The organism is Autumnicola patrickiae (assembly GCF_031846525.1).
Classification (GTDB): domain Bacteria; phylum Bacteroidota; class Bacteroidia; order Flavobacteriales; family Flavobacteriaceae; genus Autumnicola; species Autumnicola patrickiae.
In genome coordinates this window covers 49,341-69,483 of the sequence record NZ_JAVRHM010000016.1, presented here as the reverse complement: position 1 = coordinate 69,483, position 20,143 = coordinate 49,341, and the positions used below count along the sequence as shown (strand labels likewise).

11 protein-coding genes are annotated in these 20,143 nt (G+C 39.5%); 8 read left to right on the top strand and 3 right to left on the bottom strand.

Annotated elements, in window-relative coordinates; genetic code table 11:
- Nucleotides 1–25: 25 nt before the first annotated feature.
- Nucleotides 26–208, bottom strand: coding sequence for a hypothetical protein (locus RM549_RS13695; RefSeq protein ID WP_311685780.1), 183 nt, complete (start codon nt 206–208; stop codon nt 26–28).
- A gap of 183 nt (nt 209–391) precedes the next feature.
- Between RM549_RS13695 and RM549_RS13690 the strand changes: the two genes are divergently transcribed.
- From RM549_RS13690 to dgt, 3 genes are all read left to right on the top strand, one after another.
- Nucleotides 392–1,369: a ribonucleotide-diphosphate reductase subunit beta gene (locus RM549_RS13690; protein ID WP_311685774.1), complete on the top strand. Its 978-nt coding sequence runs from the start codon at nt 392–394 to the stop codon at nt 1,367–1,369.
- 130 nt (nt 1,370–1,499) lie between these two features.
- Nucleotides 1,500–3,959 carry a ribonucleoside-diphosphate reductase subunit alpha gene (locus RM549_RS13685; protein ID WP_311685772.1) on the top strand — a complete coding sequence of 820 codons (2,460 nt, stop codon included), beginning with the start codon at nt 1,500–1,502 and terminating at the stop codon, nt 3,957–3,959.
- Between the two features lie 199 nt (nt 3,960–4,158).
- Nucleotides 4,159–5,502 carry a dGTP triphosphohydrolase gene (dgt, locus tag RM549_RS13680; protein ID WP_311685770.1) on the top strand — a complete coding sequence of 448 codons (1,344 nt, stop codon included), beginning with the start codon at nt 4,159–4,161 and terminating at the stop codon, nt 5,500–5,502.
- Nucleotides 5,503–5,541: 39 nt separating this feature from the next.
- Here the strand turns inward: dgt and RM549_RS13675 are convergent, their stop codons facing one another.
- Complete coding sequence (locus RM549_RS13675; protein ID WP_311685768.1) at nt 5,542–6,549, bottom strand: DUF3078 domain-containing protein; 1,008 nt, start codon at nt 6,547–6,549, stop codon at nt 5,542–5,544.
- Between the two features lie 36 nt (nt 6,550–6,585).
- The gene (locus RM549_RS13670) at nt 6,586–8,364 is read right to left on the bottom strand and encodes a 1-deoxy-D-xylulose-5-phosphate synthase (protein WP_311685766.1); all 1,779 of its coding nucleotides are present in this window, start codon (nt 8,362–8,364) and stop codon (nt 6,586–6,588) included.
- A 287-nt stretch (nt 8,365–8,651) separates the two neighbouring features.
- Here RM549_RS13670 and RM549_RS13665 point away from each other — a divergent pair, with 287 nt between their 5' ends.
- The 5 genes from RM549_RS13665 (at nt 8,652) to RM549_RS13645 (ending at nt 20,141) form a co-directional block, all read left to right on the top strand.
- Nucleotides 8,652–9,101, top strand: a complete 450-nt coding sequence (locus tag RM549_RS13665) for a nucleoside deaminase (RefSeq protein ID WP_311685764.1) — start codon at nt 8,652–8,654, stop codon at nt 9,099–9,101.
- Between the two features lie 107 nt (nt 9,102–9,208).
- Nucleotides 9,209–11,365 (top strand): thioredoxin domain-containing protein, encoded by a 2,157-nt coding sequence (locus RM549_RS13660; RefSeq protein ID WP_311685762.1) that lies wholly within the window; start codon nt 9,209–9,211, stop codon nt 11,363–11,365.
- 478 nt (nt 11,366–11,843) lie between these two features.
- Nucleotides 11,844–14,984 carry a SusC/RagA family TonB-linked outer membrane protein gene (locus RM549_RS13655; RefSeq protein ID WP_311685760.1) on the top strand — a complete coding sequence of 1,047 codons (3,141 nt, stop codon included), beginning with the start codon at nt 11,844–11,846 and terminating at the stop codon, nt 14,982–14,984.
- Between the two features lie 9 nt (nt 14,985–14,993).
- Nucleotides 14,994–16,712 (top strand): RagB/SusD family nutrient uptake outer membrane protein, encoded by a 1,719-nt coding sequence (locus RM549_RS13650; protein WP_311685758.1) that lies wholly within the window; start codon nt 14,994–14,996, stop codon nt 16,710–16,712.
- 171 nt (nt 16,713–16,883) lie between these two features.
- Nucleotides 16,884–20,141: a CRTAC1 family protein gene (locus RM549_RS13645; RefSeq protein WP_311685756.1), complete on the top strand. Its 3,258-nt coding sequence runs from the start codon at nt 16,884–16,886 to the stop codon at nt 20,139–20,141.
- The last annotated feature ends 2 nt before the right edge of the window (nt 20,142–20,143 follow it).

The following is a 20,143-nucleotide window of genomic DNA, read 5'->3' as shown; positions in this document are numbered from 1 at the left end:
TCTTTTCCTTAGTACAAAATGTATCTCAAGCTTTTTTTACATTAACTTCTGAAGAAAAGATCACTTTCCCGGTTTCTCTTTGCCCCTTAGTAATATCAAAAAATTTATTTTTTATCGCAACAGATATTCCGTGGTAAACACCTATTAGCACTGGTGTTTTCCTGTATTTAAAGTCGTCTGTGATTTGCTTTTCCTCGTTTATCAACATTTTATAAATTTCTTTTAATCAATCACTTACAACACCTAATTAAAGCTACATCAGTACTTCGGCTTTTCTTCTGTGTTAAAAACTTTGTTGAAAAGCTTTCATCACTCCCTTTCAAAGTTCCCTTACATTTCTCCATATTTGTTATCAATAGTTTTGTTAAAAAATCCTCAAAAAAATAAATTTATGGCGCAGCTTGAACCCATTTTACAAGAGAACAAAGATCGGTTTGTAATTTTCCCCATCAAACATCACGATATTTGGGATTGGTACAAAAAAATGGAGGCAAGTTTCTGGACAGCCGAAGAAATTGATCTTCATCAGGATCTTGATGACTGGAATAACAAGCTTAACTCTGATGAGCGCTATTTTATAAAACATATCCTGGCTTTTTTCGCGGCTTCAGACGGAATTGTAAACGAAAATCTTGCTGAAAACTTTGTAAACGAGGTACAGTATGCAGAAGCTAAATTCTTCTATGGATTTCAGATAATGATGGAAAACATTCACTCTGAAACCTACTCCCTTCTCATTGACACTTACGTAAAGGATGAGAAAGAAAAAAACCAGCTCTTTAAAGCCATTGAAGTATTTCCTGCCATTCAAAAGAAAGCTCAATGGGCTCTTAAGTGGATAGAATCTGATTCTTTTGCTGAACGCCTTATTGCTTTTGCCGCTGTAGAAGGGATTTTCTTTTCAGGTTCTTTCTGCTCAATTTTCTGGCTTAAAAAACGTGGACTGATGCCCGGACTGACTTTCTCCAATGAGCTGATTTCACGTGACGAGGGAGTGCACTGCGACTTTGCGGTTCACCTGCACAACCACCATCTTGTTAATCAGGTGCCTAAAGAACGTATCAGAGCAATTCTTATTGATGCGCTTAATATTGAACGTGAATTCATAACCGAATCATTACCGGCAAGTCTTATTGGTATGAATGCCAAACTCATGACGCAATACCTGGAATTTGTAACAGACAGGCTTCTTGTAGAGCTGGAATGTGAAAAAGAATATGGCTCATCCAATCCTTTCGATTTTATGGATATGATTAACCTGCAGGGAAAAACTAATTTCTTTGAAAAAAGGGTAGGGGAATACCAGAAAGCCGGGGTAATGAACAAAGATAAAGACTCAGATAAAATCAGTTTCGACGCTGATTTTTAAGCCCCCTAACCCCCAAAGGGGGAATAAAACCATCTTCCCCGGCTCCATTACAGGGAAGCACACTTAGAGAATTAACGTCCACAACTCCTCCCCTTCGGGGAGGTCGGGAGGGGCTCAAAATATTAGTATTATGTATGTAGTAAAAAGAGACGGGCACAGAGAACCCGTAATGTTCGACAAGATAACCGCCCGCGTTAAAAAACTTTGTTACGGGCTTAATGAACTGGTGGATCCCGTAAAAGTTGCAATGCGTGTAATTGAAGGTTTATACGATAATGTAACTACCAGCGAACTTGATAATCTTGCTGCGGAAATTGCCGCCACGATGACCACTTCTCATCCCGATTACGCTAAACTTGCTGCACGCATTTCGGTTTCCAACCTTCATAAAAATACGAAGAAGACTTTCTCTGAAGTAATGACCGATCTTTATGAATACATCAATCCAAGAACCGGTGAAAAAGCACCTTTACTGGCAGATGATGTTCATGAAGTGATTCAGAAAAACAAAGAATTACTGGACTCCACGATTATTTACAACCGCGATTTTGGCTACGATTATTTCGGTTTTAAAACCCTGGAGCGTTCCTATTTGCTCAAATTAAACGGCAAAATTGCTGAACGCCCGCAACACATGCTTATGCGTGTTTCTATAGGTATTCACCTGGACGATATTGAGGCCGCCATAGAGACTTATGAGTTAATGTCTAAAAAATATTTTACGCACGCTACCCCAACACTTTTCAACTCCGGTACACCAAAACCACAAATGTCGTCCTGCTTTCTGCTTACCATGAAAGATGACAGTATCGATGGTATTTACGACACCTTAAAACAAACTGCAAAAATTTCCCAATCTGCAGGTGGGATAGGCCTCTCTATCCACAATGTTAGGGCAACAGGCTCCTACATTTCCGGAACCAATGGAACTTCTAACGGAATAGTTCCCATGCTAAGGGTATTTAACGATACCGCCCGTTATGTAGACCAAGGTGGCGGAAAGCGTAAAGGTTCTTTTGCCATGTATGTAGAACCATGGCACGCCGATATTTTCGATTTTCTTGACCTTAAAAAGAACCACGGAAAAGAAGAAATGCGTGCGCGTGATTTATTCTACGCCATGTGGATGCCAGATCTTTTTATGAAACGTGTAGAGGAAAATGCTGAATGGACTTTAATGTGCCCACATGAATGTCCGGGATTATTTGATATCCACGGCGAGGAATTTGAAAAGCTTTATACGCAGTATGAAGCTGAAGGAAAAGGACGAAGAACAATTAAAGCCCGGGAACTTTGGGAGAAAATCCTGGAATCCCAGATAGAAACCGGAACGCCTTATATGTTATATAAAGATTCGGCGAATAGAAAGTCGAATCAAAAAAACCTGGGAACCATCCGCTCTTCAAACTTGTGTACTGAAATTCTCGAATATACGAGTCCGGATGAAGTTGCGGTTTGTAACCTGGCTTCCATTGCTTTGCCAATGTTCGTGAAAAATGGGGAATTTGATCATAAAGAGCTTTATAAAATCACCAAACGTGTAACTAAAAACCTGAACAAGGTAATTGACCGCAATTATTATCCGGTAAAAGAAGCTGAAAATTCCAACATGCGGCATCGGCCGGTAGGACTTGGAGTTCAGGGGCTGGCAGATACATTTATCAAACTCAGGCTTCCGTTTACAAGTGATGAGGCAAAAGCGCTTAATCAGGATATTTTTGAGACTTTATACTTCGCTGCAGTTACAGCTTCTATGGAATTGGCCAAAGAAGAAGGACCATATTCTACTTTTGAAGGCTCTCCAATAAGTCAGGGAGAATTTCAGTATAATCTCTGGGGAATAAAAGATGAAGACCTTAGTGGAAGATGGGAGTGGGCAAAACTGCGCAAACAGGTAGTGAAAAACGGAGTGCGAAATTCACTTCTTGTTGCACCTATGCCAACCGCTTCCACTTCACAGATTTTGGGTAATAATGAGGCTTTTGAGCCTTACACCTCCAATATTTACACCCGTCGCGTACTTTCCGGAGAATTTATTGTGGTTAATAAACACCTGCTGGAAGATCTTGTGGAGCAGAATCTTTGGACAGATGATGTAAAAAACGCCATTATGAGAAATAACGGGTCGGTTCAGGATATAGATGTGATTCCGCAGGAACTTAAGGAGCTTTACAAGACTGTTTGGGAACTCAGCATGAAGGATATTATTGATATGTCCCGCCAGCGTGGTTACTTTATAGACCAGTCACAGTCGCTCAACCTGTTTATGGAAAATGCGAACTACGGGAAACTCACCTCCATGCATTTCTACGCCTGGAAAAGCGGATTAAAAACCGGAATGTACTATTTAAGGACCAAAAGCGCCGTAGATGCTATAAAATTTACCCTGGAAAAGGAGAAAAAAGCAGAACCAATAGCTGAAACCACTCAAAAAGCTCCGGAACGTGCTGCCGAAATAGTACACAATAAAGAGTCGGCCCCTGCAAACGTGGTTACAGACGAAAGTTCCCTTTCTCCGGAAGAGTTACGTGCGATCATCGCACAATCCAAAGAAGGCGAAGGTGACGACTGTTTAATGTGTGGCTCTTAAAATGGCAATTATCGGCATGTAATTAAAAACCCCTCCTTTTTTAGCGAGGGGTAATTAAAAGCCGCTGTGTTTTGTTATTTTTGTTTCAGTTTTTATGGCGTTACCCTTTGGGTCGGGCTTTCGCTACTCGCTTCAAAATGAAAAATTTTGATAGCTCAAACATGTCGCTCAATCCCTAACGCAAACACAACAAAGAATAATGAACTGGGAACAACTCCTGTCACTTAAACGCTACGGCGATACGCACAAAAGACTTAGAAAAGAACAAAACGAAACCCGCTTAGGATTCGAGGTTGATTATGACCGGATTATTTTTTCCTCGGCCTTCCGCAGTCTTCAGGATAAAACTCAGGTGATTCCGCTTTCAAAGACAGATTTTGTTCATACACGGCTAACGCACAGCCTGGAAGTGTCGGTAGTAGGACGATCTTTGGGAAGGTTGGCAGGCCAGAAAATTTTAGAAAAACATCCGCACCTTTCCACAATTCATGGTTACCAGATGAACGATTTTGGAGCTATTGTTGCCGCTGCCTCTCTGGCCCACGACATTGGTAATCCGCCGTTCGGGCATTCCGGAGAAAAGGCAATAGGAGAATACTTCAGCCATGGTAACGGGCAACGCTTCAAAAAACAACTCACTGCCACCGAATTTCAGGATCTGGCAAAATTTGAAGGCAACGCCAACGGATTCAAAATTTTAACCGAAAACAGGCCCGGAATTGATGGCGGAATTCGGCTTTCATACGCTACTTTAGGAGCTTTCACGAAATATCCTAAGGAATCCCTTCCGCATAAGCCCTCTATAAATATTGGTGACAAAAAATTCGGATTCTTTCAATCTGAAAAGGAAATTTTCCGGGAAGTGGCAGAAGAACTGGGACTAAGCCAAACCAGAAAGGGCGATAATGTGGGTTTTTCGAGGCACCCTTTAGCCTTTCTTGTTGAAGCTGCAGATGATATTTGCTATACTATTATTGACTTTGAAGACGGTATTAATCTTGGATTAATCGACGAAGAATATGCGCTGGAATATTTAATAAAACTGGTAAAAAACAGCATTAATACCTCTAAATACAACAGTCTTACCAATACTGCAGACAGGCTGAGCTATTTAAGAGCCCTTGCCATAAACACCCTGATTACCGAAGCTGTGGAAATCTTCCTTAAAAATGAAGAAGCTATTCTTGCCGGGGAATTTCACAAATCCCTGTTCGATAATAGCAGTTTTGAAGCACAGATCAAGGACATCATTAAAATAAGTGTAGAGCGCATCTACCAGAGCGAAGAAGTGATAGGCAAAGAAATAGCAGGTTATAAAATGCTCACTCACTTACTGGATACATACACGCACGCATTTTTACCCGAAGAATCAGATTCAGAATCTAATTTTCATAAATTGGTGAAACGATCTGTTCCCAAACTGAACATTGCTGAAGGACAATCTGTTTATGAAAGTCTGTTACAAATCTGTTCGTACACAGCTTCTCTTACAGACGGATTTACGGTGGCTTCTTTTGAAAAATATAAAGGCTTTAGAATTTAATTCCGCCAGAAATAGCTTTTAAAGTTAAGGTTTAAAAATTTAGAACTCATAGACTACGCCTATTCCCAGGGTCTGCTTAAACTGAATTCTTGGCCCCGTGGTTTCCAGTTCTCCATCGCCATCGATATCTTCTTTATATTTTACATCGTCGTCATAACGAATCTGCGAACCTACGTTAGCTTTTATAAAATCGTTGACTTTTAAATTAACGTTTACCTGCCAGTCTACATCAATATTTCCGAATTTATTGAGGTAATCTGAATAGAGGCTGAGCCTGTTTCTAAGATTTACATTCTCAAAAATCTCCTTAGAAAATTTACTGGTAAGCAGCATACCGAATTCTGTTCTTACTTTTTCACCTTTCTCAATCAAATTTCCGTCCTCGTCCCTTACCGCGGGGGTGACACCAAACATCCCTTCATTGGCCAGGCGCTGGTCCAGAACAAAAGTCGATTTTTGGGTGATAGGAGAAAAATAGGCCGTTAGATCTTCATTAGGATGGGAAAATTCTGCTCCCACCCCAAGAAACAAATATCCCGGCGCCATAAATTTAGAAATAGGATTTTCTGTATCGGGATAACGGTAACCGTTTGTGAATTGCGTATTAAAATCCATTTTTGCTGAATAGTACCAGTTAGAAGTAGAATCTCTTCTGGAACCAAAAGAAGAACTTATTACCAGTTCATCTTCAGTCTTTCTTATTTCACGCCCTTCCTGAGCATTGATACCATACCTGATAATTGCCGAATTTCTCCAATTGGTAAGCTCTTTTTTATAATTACGTTCAAAATCCCCATGAATTAAAGCCGAAACTGAATTATTACCACCACTGCTCCAGTTTATAAAAGCAACTTCGCTAAAATCCAGCCCCACAGCATTTTTCTCGTCCCAGTAATTAACAACATCTGTCTCTACTGAATCCTGGACAATGCTATTCCTTTCGGCCTCTGTTGTATCAATGATTATAACAGGTATCTGATAGAAATTTGAAGAAAAGGATGATATAGAATAAAGGCACAGGATTAAACTTAATAATCTGATTTTCATTTTAGATAAATTCTCGGAATTGCAAAAATAGAAATTTTAAACCAGCGTTTTTAAAAGTGCCAGTATATTTTGAACGCTAATTCCGGAGATTTCTTGTAATTCAGATACATTTCCTTGTTCAATAAAATTATCTGGCACTCCCAGGCACCTGATTTTACCTTTAAAATCCATTTCTGAAGCAAATTCCAATACAGCGCTCCCAAAACCGCCTCTAACTGCCCCATCTTCTACAGTAATTACTGTCTTATACCTTCTGAAGACCTCCTGAAGCAACTTTTCATCCAGCGGTTTCACAAAAATCATATCATAATGACCCACTTTTTCTTTTTCTGAAGGATCTAATCCTTCAATAGCTTCAGAAACATTGGCGGCCATAGGACCTATGCTTAAAATGGCAATTTTCGATCCTGAGTCAAGACAGAGACCTTTTCCGATTTTCATTTCCTCAAACGGAAGATCCCATTCGGCTTTGACTCCGCGGCCCCGTGGATATCGGATTGCCAGGGGATGTTTTAAATCCAGCTGTGCAGTATAAAGCAAATTCCGGAGCTGTACTTCGTTGGAAGGCGCAGCAATAAGCATGTTTGGGATACATCTTAAATACGCAATATCAAAAATCCCGTGATGGGTGGCTCCATCTTCCCCAACCAGTCCTGCACGGTCCAGGCAAAACACCACCGGAAGATTTTGTATAGCCACATCGTGAATTAATTGATCGTATGCCCTTTGCAAAAACGTGGAGTAGATCGCACAGAAAACTGCAAATCCCTGTGTAGCCATACCCGCTGCAAGGGTCACCGCATGTTGCTCTGCAATTCCCACATCAAAAGCCTTTTCGGGAAAGGCTTCCATCATATATTTAAGGGAGCTGCCAGTAGGCATTGCAGGCGTAATACCAATGATTTTCTCATTACCTTTTGCTAGCTCTACCAATGTCAATCCAAAAACATCCTGATATTTTAGCGGTAAACCTTCAGTATCATAAGGTAAAAGTTCGCCGGTATCGGGTTGAAATTTTCCCGGAGCATGGTATTTCACCTGGTCTTCTTCAGCTTTTTTTAGACCCTTTCCTTTTTTGGTAATTACATGAAGAAACTTTGGACCCGGTATTTCCTTTAACTCTGAAAAAGTTTTTAAAAGCGAATCCAGATCGTGCCCGTCTACAGGGCCAAAATATTTAAAATTGAGGGCTTCAATCATATTATTCTGCGCCGGTTTATATCCTACTTTAGCTTTGGTGAGATATTGCTTTAAAGCGCCTACACTGGGATCTATTCCTATTGCATTATCATTTAAAACAACAAGCAGGTTAGCTTTGGAAACCCCGGCGTGATTTAACCCCTCGAACGCCATTCCGCTGGCTATAGATGCATCTCCAATAACGGCAATATGCTGTTTTTCTGTTTCTCCCTTAAGGTTTGAGGCAATAGCCATTCCCAGGGCTGCAGAAATTGAAGTTGAGGAATGTCCTGTCCCAAAAGTATCGTAAATGCTTTCCTCACGTTTTGGAAATCCGCTAATTCCGTTTAAACGGCGGTTTGTTTCAAAAATTTCCCTGCGTCCGGTTAAAATTTTATGTCCGTACGCCTGGTGTCCCACATCCCAAACCAGCAGATCTTCAGGCGTGTTAAAAGCGTAATGCAAGGCGATGGTTAGCTCCACAACTCCCAGGCTGGCGCCGAGATGACCTTCTTTAGTGGCGACGATATCAATTATAAATTTCCTAAGTTCCCCTGCCAGATGTTTTAATTCTTCCGGAGATAATTTTCTCAGATCGTTTGGGGAATTGATATTATTTAAAAGCTTTCCTGCCATTATTAAATTTAAAATTTATCATCTGTTTTTCCTGAAAAAATCAGTTCGTATTTCTACCTTTAATAGAAGTACTTAATTTTCTGTAAAGATAGAAGCAGAAATTAAAGCCCGGAAATATCAGGCATAAGAATATTAATAAATCTATTCTTCGGGTTAATTTTTAATTTTTACCTTTCCGAAGTAAACTATCCCGAAGCTCCTTAAAAGAATTTTATTAGCGATAATATAAACTTCGGGGGGAAGCTTTTGGGACATATAAATCTCGATGTATCGAGTAAAAACAGGATATGATAAAACCCTTTGATGACGCCTATTTTATGAAAAAAGCTATGGATGAAGCTCATGCTGCTTATCAAAAAGGGGAAATTCCTGTTGGCGTCGTGGTGGTAATCAATGGTAAAATAATAGCCAGAGGACATAATTTAACTGAAACCCTCCATGATGTTACTGCCCATGCAGAAATGCAGGCAATCACGGCTGCCGCAAACTTTTTAGGCGGAAAATATTTGAAGGGCTGCACGATGTATGTGACTTTGGAACCTTGCCAGATGTGCGCCGGTGCTTTATACTGGAGCCAGCTTTCACAATTGGTTTATGCGGCAAACGACCTGCAGCGCGGCTTCAGGACAATGGGTGTTCAGCTACATCCTAAAACAAAGGTGAAATCTGGAATTATGGAACGTGAAGCTTCAGATTTACTGAAACGGTTTTTTGTCGAAAAAAGAAATCTCAATTAGAAGGTTTAAGCTTCAGATGGATAAATACATCAGCATTAAAAATTAGATAAGTTTCTTACCGGCTTTAAATTCTTCTATATTTATCCCGTGAAAATTGAATAATAGCCATGGCATTTAGAATAAACTTCAGATTCTTATCGATAACCAGCTTTTTAATCATTACCACATGCTTCTTGACAGGGTGTAAAGACACAAAACAGGAATCGGGTGACAAAGAAAATCGTCTTGCCAATGCCAGTAGCCCTTATTTAAGAGAGCATGCAGATAATCCTGTAGATTGGTACGAATGGGGGCCTGAAGCTATTGAAAAAGCAAAAGAAGAAGATAAGCCCATCATAATTAGCGTTGGTTACGCTTCCTGTCACTGGTGCCATGTGATGGAAAGGGAAAGTTTTATGGATTCCAGCGTGGCTGCGATTATGAACCGTGATTTTGTTTCTATAAAAATTGACCGCGAAGAACGTCCAGACATTGATAAAATTTATATGAATGCCGCACAGCTTTTAAACGGTAGCGGTGGCTGGCCTTTAAATGCTGTAGCACTTCCAGATGGAAAACCATTTTTTGCAGGAACTTATTTCCCGCCTGAAGAATGGAAGAATATTCTAACTAAAATTGCCACGGTTTATAAAGAAGACAAGGAATCTTTAGTAGAAACCGCAAACGCTTTAACTGAAGGAATTAGAAGTACGAACATTCTTGGTAATCTTGGTGCGCAGAAAAATGAAATTTCCGAAGCAGACTACCTTTCTATTATGGAAGTCTGGGAACCCAGGTTTGACAGGGAAAGCGGTGGTTACCAGGGAGAGCAGAAATTTCCGTTACCAGTAAGTTGGGAGGCTCTTTTGCAGCATTATTATCTAACGGAAGATGAAGAAGTACTGGAGATGGTAAAGACCACTCTGGACAACATGGCCCGGGGAGGAATTTATGATCAATTAGGTGGTGGATTTTCCCGGTACACTACAGATCCCGAATGGCTGATTCCGCACTTTGAGAAAATGCTTTACGATAACGCGCAGTTAATAAGTTTGTATTCCAAGGCTTATAAAGTTATACCTTCAGAAGAATACAAAGCTGTTATAGAGGAAAGCCTGGAGTTTGTTGAGCGGGAATTGTCAAATAATGAGGGTGGTTTCTATTCTTCTCTAAATGCTGATACTGACGGGGAAGAGGGTAAATATTATGTATGGTCTACTGAAGAACTCCGCAATACTTTGAGTGGTTCTGAAGTTGAGCTGGTGACGAATTATTATAACATTGAACCTTACGGCAACTGGGAAAAAGGAAAGAATATTCTATACCGCAGGTCTTCCCCTGAAGATTTTGTTCGTGAAGAAGGTTTGGATTATAAGGAATTTAAAGCTAATCTTAACGATGCCAGGGAAAAGCTTCTGGAGGAAAGAGAAAGCAGAAATCGTCCCAAAGTTGATGATAAATCCCTCACCTCCTGGAATGCCTTAATGGTAGACGCCTATTTGGATGCTTTTTTAGCCCTGCGAAATGAGGAATATTTGAATAGAGCAGTAAAATGCGCCGATTTTCTTACCACAAAAATGCTAAACCCTGATTATAGTCTATGGAGAAGCTATAAGGATGGCAAAGGCCAGATAAATGCATTTCTGGATGATTATGCATTATTAAGCCGCGCTTATATAAATCTTTATCAGGTAACCCTGGATATTGAATGGCTGCGAAAAGCACAGAAAATCATCGGTATTGCTATTAAAAATTTTAGAGATGAAGAAAGTGGTATGTTTTACTATACTTCCAGTGATCACAACAATCTTGTCGCCAGAAAAATGGAGCTGGATGATAATGTGATCCCTTCTTCAAATTCGGTGATGGCACAAAATCTCTTTGCCCTTGGTACACTGCTGGAAAAGGAAGACTATCTCACAATGAGCGAAGAAATGCTTGGGCAGATGTATGATCAGGCGATGGAGGAGCCATCTTTTTACGCAAATTGGACAAAATTAATTGGCACCAAAGCTTTTGGAGCTTACGAAATTGCCATTATGGGTGCAGACGCTCAAGACAAAAACTTTGCTATTCAGAAAGAATATTTACCAACATCAATTTTCATGGGCGGCAAAAAAGAAAACCTGCCACTCCTAAAAAGCAAACTTGTTGAGGAGGAAACGCTTATTTATGTTTGCCAGAACAAAACCTGCAAATTTCCTGTCTCCTTAGTAGAAGAAGCTGTTGATATTATAGAGAACTACCGCACTGGCAGGGAGGAGAACAAGAATATCTGGAATTAATTTCTTCTTGAAATCTTCTTATCAACCAGGGCGAAAACTTAAAGCAAATCTTTCCAATTCTTTCATTCCTCTTCCAATTCAATTTTGTTAGACGCTGATTTTTAAAAATTTAGCTCAGGACATTTCCTAAAATTGCAAAAATCTTATCAGAAAATGATAAGATAATATTAACACTTTAGTTGGCTTATCCATAAATTCGATATCTATAATTTTTTGTTATAATTTTTGCAAAGCATACATGTTGTAAGAGAAATTATTGAAGATTATTCAAGTTAAAGTCCCTATTACAAGGAATACACATAACTTTAAAAAGTGTTAAACAAGCTGGAAGACCAATAGCCTTTCTTAACATTATTATTAACTAATCCTTAAAATTTTAAAAATGCCTATGATAGAAAAATTACCTAATTAAATCTTTTAGATAACTAACCATTTTCTAATTAATAACTAACTCAATGAACCAACTAAAAATTAAATTATGAACAAAACGCTCAAAACAATGTCCTCAGGTTTACCTTGGGGAATTAAATATTTGCAGGCGGGACTTATCGTCTGCGCGTTATTTGTGGGTTTCGGCATACCGGAATCCTATGCATTTGACGGTTTTGAAGAATCTCTTCAGCAGGAAGTAAGCGGTACAGTGGTAGATGCGAATGGCTCACCACTTCCGGGAGTAAGTGTTTTTATCCAGGGCACCTCAACAGGGGCAGCTACAGATTTTGACGGGAATTATTCCATAATGGCTGATGAGAATGCTACCCTTGTATTTAGTTATGTGGGTTTTGCCACACAGGAAATTCCAGTAAATGGAAGGTCTGTAATTGATGTAACAATGGCAGAAGATGCTGCCGCACTTAGTGAAGTTGTGGTAACAGGATATAGCAGCCAGAGCACCAGGGATATTACAGGTTCTGTTTCTGTTGTTGAAGCCGAAAGCCTTGAGGCAGTTTCCCCTTTGAACATTGAAGAAGCTTTACAGGGCCAGAGTTCTGGTGTTGTTGTAGGAAATCAGGGAGGTCCGGGACAGGGAGCCGTAGTGCGTATTCGTGGTTTTGGAACAATTAACGGAAACGATCCCCTTTATATTATCGATGGTACACCAACAGGTGCAGGCCTTACGGACATTAACCCTAATGATATTGAATCAATCCAGATTTTAAAAGATGCCTCTTCTGCTGCTATATATGGTAACCGTGCAGCAAACGGGGTAATTATTATAACTACAAAAGGAGGCAAACGCGGACAAAAAGTAAGATTTAATGCTAACGCCTATACAGGAGTAGATTTTATTCCAGATTCAGTTTTTCCTGAAATGGCTTCTCCACAACAACTGGCAGATGCAATATGGCGAGCTGCCGCAAACGACGGAACAGGTAATCCCAGCAATCAGCAATTTGGAAGTGGTCCTGAGCCAGTAATTCCGAATTACCTATTCCCACGAGGGGCACAAACTGCTGATGAAAGTCAGTACAGTTTTCCTGATAACAGGATTACCCGGGCGAATCAGGAAGGTACAGACTGGTTTGACGAATACTTTAATCCTGCTACCACCAAAAACTTTAATGTTAGTGCAGCCGGAGGTTCAGAAAGCGCAAGCTTTTTTATGTCTTTAAGTGCATTGGATCAGGAAGGTACAGCTTATGCTACAGATTATACTCGTTATACTTTAAGGGCTAATTCAAATTTTGATGTAACAGATAATTTCAGGGTGGGTGAGAATATAACGCTTTCTTATTCAGATCAAACTATTCCTCCGGGAGTAGACGTGAATGATGGTACAATAACTAACCTTTACCGAATGCATCCTCTTATTCCCGTAAGAGATGTTGGAGGCAATTTTGCCGGAGTATGGGTGCAGGGATTGGGTAACTCAGATAACCCAATTGCAAATGCACACAGGAATAAAGATAATGCTATCTTAGGATTTAGAGCGCTGGGTAATATCTTTGCGGAATTAGATATTCTTGAAGACCTGACTTTTAAATCAAATCTTGGTTTTGATATTGAATCTACTAACACTACCAATTTTGCTCCTGCAATTTTTGAAGCGGAAGCGGCTACTGACAACCTTCTAACGGAAAGTTCTTCCTTCTTTAGGACTTATACCTGGTTTAACACCATAAACTATGACAAAATTTTTGGCGATCATAGCTTTAATGTTTTAGCCGGTACAGAATATCATAAAGAGTGGTTTAGAGGCTTCAGCGCCAACCGTGGTGGTTTCTTGTTTGACGATGTACAAAATATCAGATACCTGGATTTAGGAACACGTCCTTTTGCAGGATCGGGTAATGGTTTCATTTCCGCCTACTATTCTGCTTTTGGAAAAGTAGACTACAAGTTTAATGACACATATTTGTTGAGTGCTACTGTACGTTATGACAGTTCTTCTTTATTCCGCGAGGACAACAGGGACGGGGTATTCCCTTCTTTTAGTGCAGGGTGGAGAGTTAGCAATGAAGCATTTATGGAAAATTCTAATGTATTCACAGACCTTATGATAAAGGCGGGATACGGGATTGTAGCAAACAATGGTAATATTTCAACATCTGCTACGGTAAACACCTATTCTCCAAACAATGATTTCTATGCTTATCCTACTGGTCTTAACAGTGTTGCTTCCGGTTACGGTCTTAATGCCAGGGGGAATCCAAATCTGGAATGGGAAACAACCACTACCTTAAACCTGGGTATCAGTTCAAGATTATTCAACACCCTTAACTTTGACTTTGAATATTATAATGCTGACACAGAAGATATGCTTCTTTTTGTACCAAGTGATCCAACAATTTTTGGAATTACTAATGGTACCATTCAAAATCTGGGAAAAATGAACAACACCGGTTTTGATGCTGCATTATCTTATAACAGTTTAGGGGATTCCGATTTTAATTTTAATGTAGGTTTTAACATTTCAGCTTACAGAAACGAAGTAGAGTATTTAAATCCTGACAATCTTGATACTTTTATACAGGGAGACCGCGTAAGGGACCAACTTCCTAATAGAACTATGGCAGGACAGCCTTTAGCCTCTTTCTACGGAAAAGTATTTACCGGTATAGAAGACGGGAGAATGCAGTTTGCAAATGATGGAGAGACTACTTTTATTGGTAACCCTCACCCCGATTTTACATACGGCCTTACTTTTAACGGGGATTATAAAAACTTTGATTTCTCATTACTTGTACAGGGTTCGCAAGGAAACGATATTTATAACTTCCTGAAGTTCTTTACAGACTTCAACACCTTCCCAGGAGGAAAAAGTGTAGATTTTGTTACTGGCAACGGATTGCCTGATTTAACAAATGATGCTTCCGTTATTTTAAATGAATCTGCTCCTTCAACATATTATATTGAAGATGGATCTTATGCAAGGTTAAAAAACATCCTTATTGGATATTCTTTACCTGCAAGCACCGTAGAAAGTCTTGGTGCAGAAAAAATAAGATTTTACCTACAAGGTAAAAACTTGATTACTATTACTGATTATTCTGGATTAGACCCTGAAATCAACCTTAGAAATGCGCCGGGAACCAATGCTAACCTGACTATTGGCCTTGATAGTGGTGTTTATCCTATAGACAGATCAGTAATACTTGGTTTAAACGTTTCATTATAAATTTTTACTATGAAAAAAATATTTGGATTACTAATGTGTACAGTGCTTGTATGGTCCTGTAATGATGAGCTGGATGTACCTATTCAATCTGTGATTTCAGGTTCTGATGTACCTTTAAATGCCACCTTCATCAACACTCAGGTTATTGCAGCTTATGGAATGCTGGATGGAAACCAGGCTAATGATAACCAATGGCGTGCTGCGCCTTCTAACTGGGTATACGGAGAAGTTGCTTCAGACAATGCTTATAAAGGCAGTGACGCCGGTGACCAATCAGAAATAACCGCTTTCGAAACTTACTCGGCCGCTGCACGAAACTCTTATGTAGATTACAAATGGGTATCTATATTTGAAGGGGTTTCCCGTACCAATATTGCAATAAATGCAATACAGGGCGGATTGGAAGCTGGAACATTGACCGAAGAAGAAGCCAACCAGTTTCTTGGAGAAATGAGATTCTTAAGAGCTCATTATCATTTTGAGGCAAAGAAAATGTTCGGAAATGTTCCTTATGTTGATGAAAACACAACTGAAAGCACCACAAATATGGGTGTGGATGTATGGCCAAGAATTGAAGAAGACTTTCAGTTTGCTATAGATAACCTGGATCCTTTGAGCACCAGAGTTGGAGGGGCAAATGAATGGAACTCTAAAGCTTATTTAGCAAAAGCCCATATGTTCCAACTTGATTATGCAGCAGCCAAACCTTTGCTGGAGGACATCATTAATAACGGTCCATATGCATTAAACACTTATTTCCATGATAATTTTAACGCAGAAACCAATAACAGTGTTGAGTCTGTTTTTGCTGTACAACATTCTGTAAATGATGGAAGTAACAACAGTAGTAATGCTTCCTGGGGTGAAGTTTTAAATTTCCCTAACGGAAGTCCAATTGGTGGTGGTTGCTGCGGGTTCTTACAACCCTCTCATAACCTTGTAAATGCTTATAAAACCGATGCTTCAGGATTACCTATGCTCGAGACTTTTAATGAAACGAACATTAATAATGTAGATCCTCAGGACGATTCTTCAAGCGGATTTGCAGACGATGAATCATTTGTTGAAGAGCCAGGAAATCTGGACCCAAGGCTTGACTGGACAGTTGGCAGAAAAGGAATTCCATTTCTTGGATGGGGAGATTTTCCGGGACTTGCATGGATAAGGGATCCAGGAAACGGGGGTCCTTACGTTTCGAAGAAGATTGTATATAATGCCAGCCAGGCTGGTTCTGTAAATTCTCAAACAGGTTGGAATACAGCGATAAACGGAATTAATACTAACATTATTCGTTACGCTGAAATTCTTTTATGGCGTGCAGAAATAGCTGCTGCAGAAGGTGATTTAGCTATGGCAGCCAGTCTGGTAGACCAGGTAAGAGCACGTGCTGCAAATCCCGATACCTGGGTAATGGAGGACGATGGTACTCCGGCCGCTAATTATGAGATTAGCTTATACGCAGATAATGGCGGTTTTCCAGATCAGGAATTTGCAGAAGAAGCTGTGATGTTTGAATACAGGCTGGAAACTGCTTTAGAAGGTCATAGGTTCTTTGATCTTGTACGCAGAGGAAAAGCAGAGGAAGTTCTTAATGAGTACATTCAGGAAAATGACACTCGTGCTTATCTTCAGGGGGCTTCTTTTAGTCCCAACGCAACTGTTTTCCCTATTCCACAACCTGCTATTGACCTTAGCGGTGGCATGATTGAACAAAATGACGGCTATTAAAAAGCTAATTGTAATTATTTGTATTTCACCAACAGAGTTTATGTATTTAAACTCTGTTGGTTTTTTCAAAAATCCCCTTCTATTTTAAACTCAATGTTCTGCAAAATTAAAATACTTGCTATAGTGGTCTTTTCTTGCTTATGCATCTCCTGTTCTAAACAGGAAACAAACATGGGCAAACAATTTCAGCAGCTTGATAAGGATCAGACAGGTATTTCTTTCCAAAATTCTATTACTGAAAACGATAGCCTGAATTTCTTTACTTATTCTTACATATACCTTGGAGGCGGGCTAGCAGCAGGGGATATTAATAATGATGGTCTTGCAGACCTTTTCTTTACCGGGAACATGGTACCCAATAAACTTTACATCAACAAAGGCAATCTTCAATTTGAAGATATTACAGAAGATGCCGGTGTAGCAGGAGACCAAAGATGGTTTACCGGAGTTACAATGGCCGATGTAAATAATGATGGATTTCTCGACATTTACTGCTCTGTGGGTGGCCCTGATAAACCTAAAAATAATATTCTATACATCAATAATGGAGACGGAACTTTCACAGATAAAGCAGCCGAATATGGAGTTGATGATGAAGGTAATAGTATACAGGCAACTTTTTTTGACTATGACCTGGACGGGGATCTGGATCTCTATGTAGCTAATTACCCTCCTACCCGCTTTAGTGCTCATAATGACTATTATAAATTTAAAACTGAAAACACACAAGATATTGAATCTGATCAGCTATACCGCAATGACGACGGACACTTTACAAAAGTTACTGACGAAGCAGGATTAAAATCTTTTGGTCTTACTCTGGGAGTAACAGTTGGAGATCTGAATGAAGATGGATGGCCGGACCTTTACATTTCAAACGACTTTAGCATTCCAGATTACCTTTTTCTCAACAACCAGGATGGCACCTTTACAGAAGCTGTTAAAGAAGCTACCCGCCAAAACTCCTTCTACGGCATGGGTGCAGATATTGCCGATTATAATAACGATGGGTTTCTGGATATTATCCAGGTAGATATGGCCCCCAAAAATAACCGAAGGGCCAAATCCAATATGTCCAGTATGAATCCGGATATCTTTTGGAGTACTGTAAATAGCGGGTTCCATTATCAATACATGCAAAACACCTTGCAAACACATTCCGGTGTTGTAATAAACAACGTGCCTCAATACAGCAATACATCCCGTCTCGCAGGCTTATCTTCTACAGACTGGAGTTGGGGACCCCTTTTTGCCGATTTTGATAACGACGGACTTAAAGATGTATTCGTTTCTAACGGAACACGAAGGGAAATTAACAACAGGGATTTCTTCATTAACCTGGCGAATGATCCTAATAAAAGAGATAGTCTTCTTCAGAAAAACCTTGCTATACCTTCGGAAAAAATAGATAACTTCATATTTAAAAATAAAGGGGACCTCACTTTTGAAAGGGCAAATGAAGAATGGGGAATATCTCATAAAGGATTTTCCAACGGTGCTGTTTATGTAGATCTCGATAATGATGGGGATCTGGAAATAGTTACTAATAATATAGATGACCACGCTTCTGTATTTAGAAACAATAACTCAGAAAAAAATAATTTTCTCAATTTCCAGTTAAAAGGTCCTGAAAAAAACAGGAATGGTTTAGGCACCCGAATCTACGTTACCACTTCCAGGGATACTCAAATGCAGGAGCTTACACTAACACGCGGCTTTCAATCTTCTGTAACCCCCCAAATATATTTTGGTATGGGAAAAGAGCAGGTTGCCAAAGAAGTAAAGGTGATCTGGCCCGATAGGAAAGTGGAAATTTTAAAGGATGTACCAGTAAATCAACTTATGGCTTTGGATTATAAAAAATCCTCTGTTTCTGAAATAGAAGAGCCCAAAAGTAACACTGCCATATTTACAACAATTGCTGCAGCTTCTTTAGGATTGGAGCATAAACATACAGAAAACTATTATAACGACTTTAAAAAAGAAATTCTCCTCCCCCATAAAACTTCGATGTTTGGACCCGCATTGGCTGTAGGTGATTTAAATGGAGACGGTCTGGATGATCTTTATATTGGTGGGGCTTCAGGATATCCTGCAGGTATCTATTTTCAGGACAAAAATGGTTTCGAAAAACAAATTTTTGTAGATATAGACAATGATCAGCAATACGAAGATTTAGGAGCTTTAATATTTGATGCAGATAACGACGGGGACAGTGACTTATACGTTGTAAGTGGAGGAAATGAATTTGAAAAGGACTCTGAATGGCTTCAGGACAGGCTATATATAAATGAAAAGGGAAACTTCAAAAAATCTGCAACAGCATTACCAAAAATGTTAACCAGCGGATCCAGGGTATATGCAGAAGATTTTGATAAAGATGGTGATTTGGATCTTTTTGTAGGTGGCAGACTCGTACCGGGAAATTATCCTTCTCCGGCAGATAGTTACCTCCTGAAAAACAATTCCCAAAGAGGCAACCCAAAATTTACAAATATCACCCCTCAGGCTGTTCCCGGATTGGAAAAACTTGGGTTAGTTACCAGTGCAAGCTGGACAGATTTTGACGGCGACGGCTGGACAGATCTTATCGTCGCCGGGGAATGGATGCCAATTACAATTTTTAAAAATCAGAAAGGAAGATTTGTAAATATTACCCAGAAGATGGGACTCACGAATACTACAGGATGGTGGTTCAGCCTCAAAGCAGGTGATTTTGACCAGGACGGGGATATAGATTTTATTGCGGGCAACCTTGGTTTAAATTATAAATATCAGGCGAAGGAAAAGGAGACTTTTGATATCTACTTCCATGATTTCGATAGCAATAATGAGAAGGATATCGTTTTAAGTTATTTTAATGATGGTGAAAAATTTCCGGTTAGAGGACGGGAATGTTCTTCCCAGCAAATGCCGGGGATAAAACAAAAATTTCAGAATTATCAATCTTTTTCAGAAGCAACTCTTGAAGATATTTATACCGAAAAATATCTGGATGATGCATTGCATTATCAGGTTAAATCTTTTGCAAGTCTTTATATTGAAAACACAGATGGTGGTTTTAAATTACATGAACTTCCTGTAGAAGCACAATTTTCCAGCATCAATCAGGTACTTGTAGAAGACTTTGATAATGATGGTCATTTGGATGCATTAATTGCCGGAAATTTATACAGTTCAGAAATTGAAACTCCGCGTGCAGATGCCGGGATCGGACTTTTCTTAAAAGGAGACGGAAAGGGAGAATTTAAAGCTGTCTCTGCACAAAATAGTGGCTTTTTTGTTCCCGGCGATGTTAAAGACATGGCTCAAATAAATACTCCTTCAGGAACTTATATAATCTCCGTTAAAAATAATGACTTTATCCAGCTGATTAAATTAAACCAGAATACTTCAAAGAATTTGCCCCTTGCGGCGAGTAAAGATTAAAA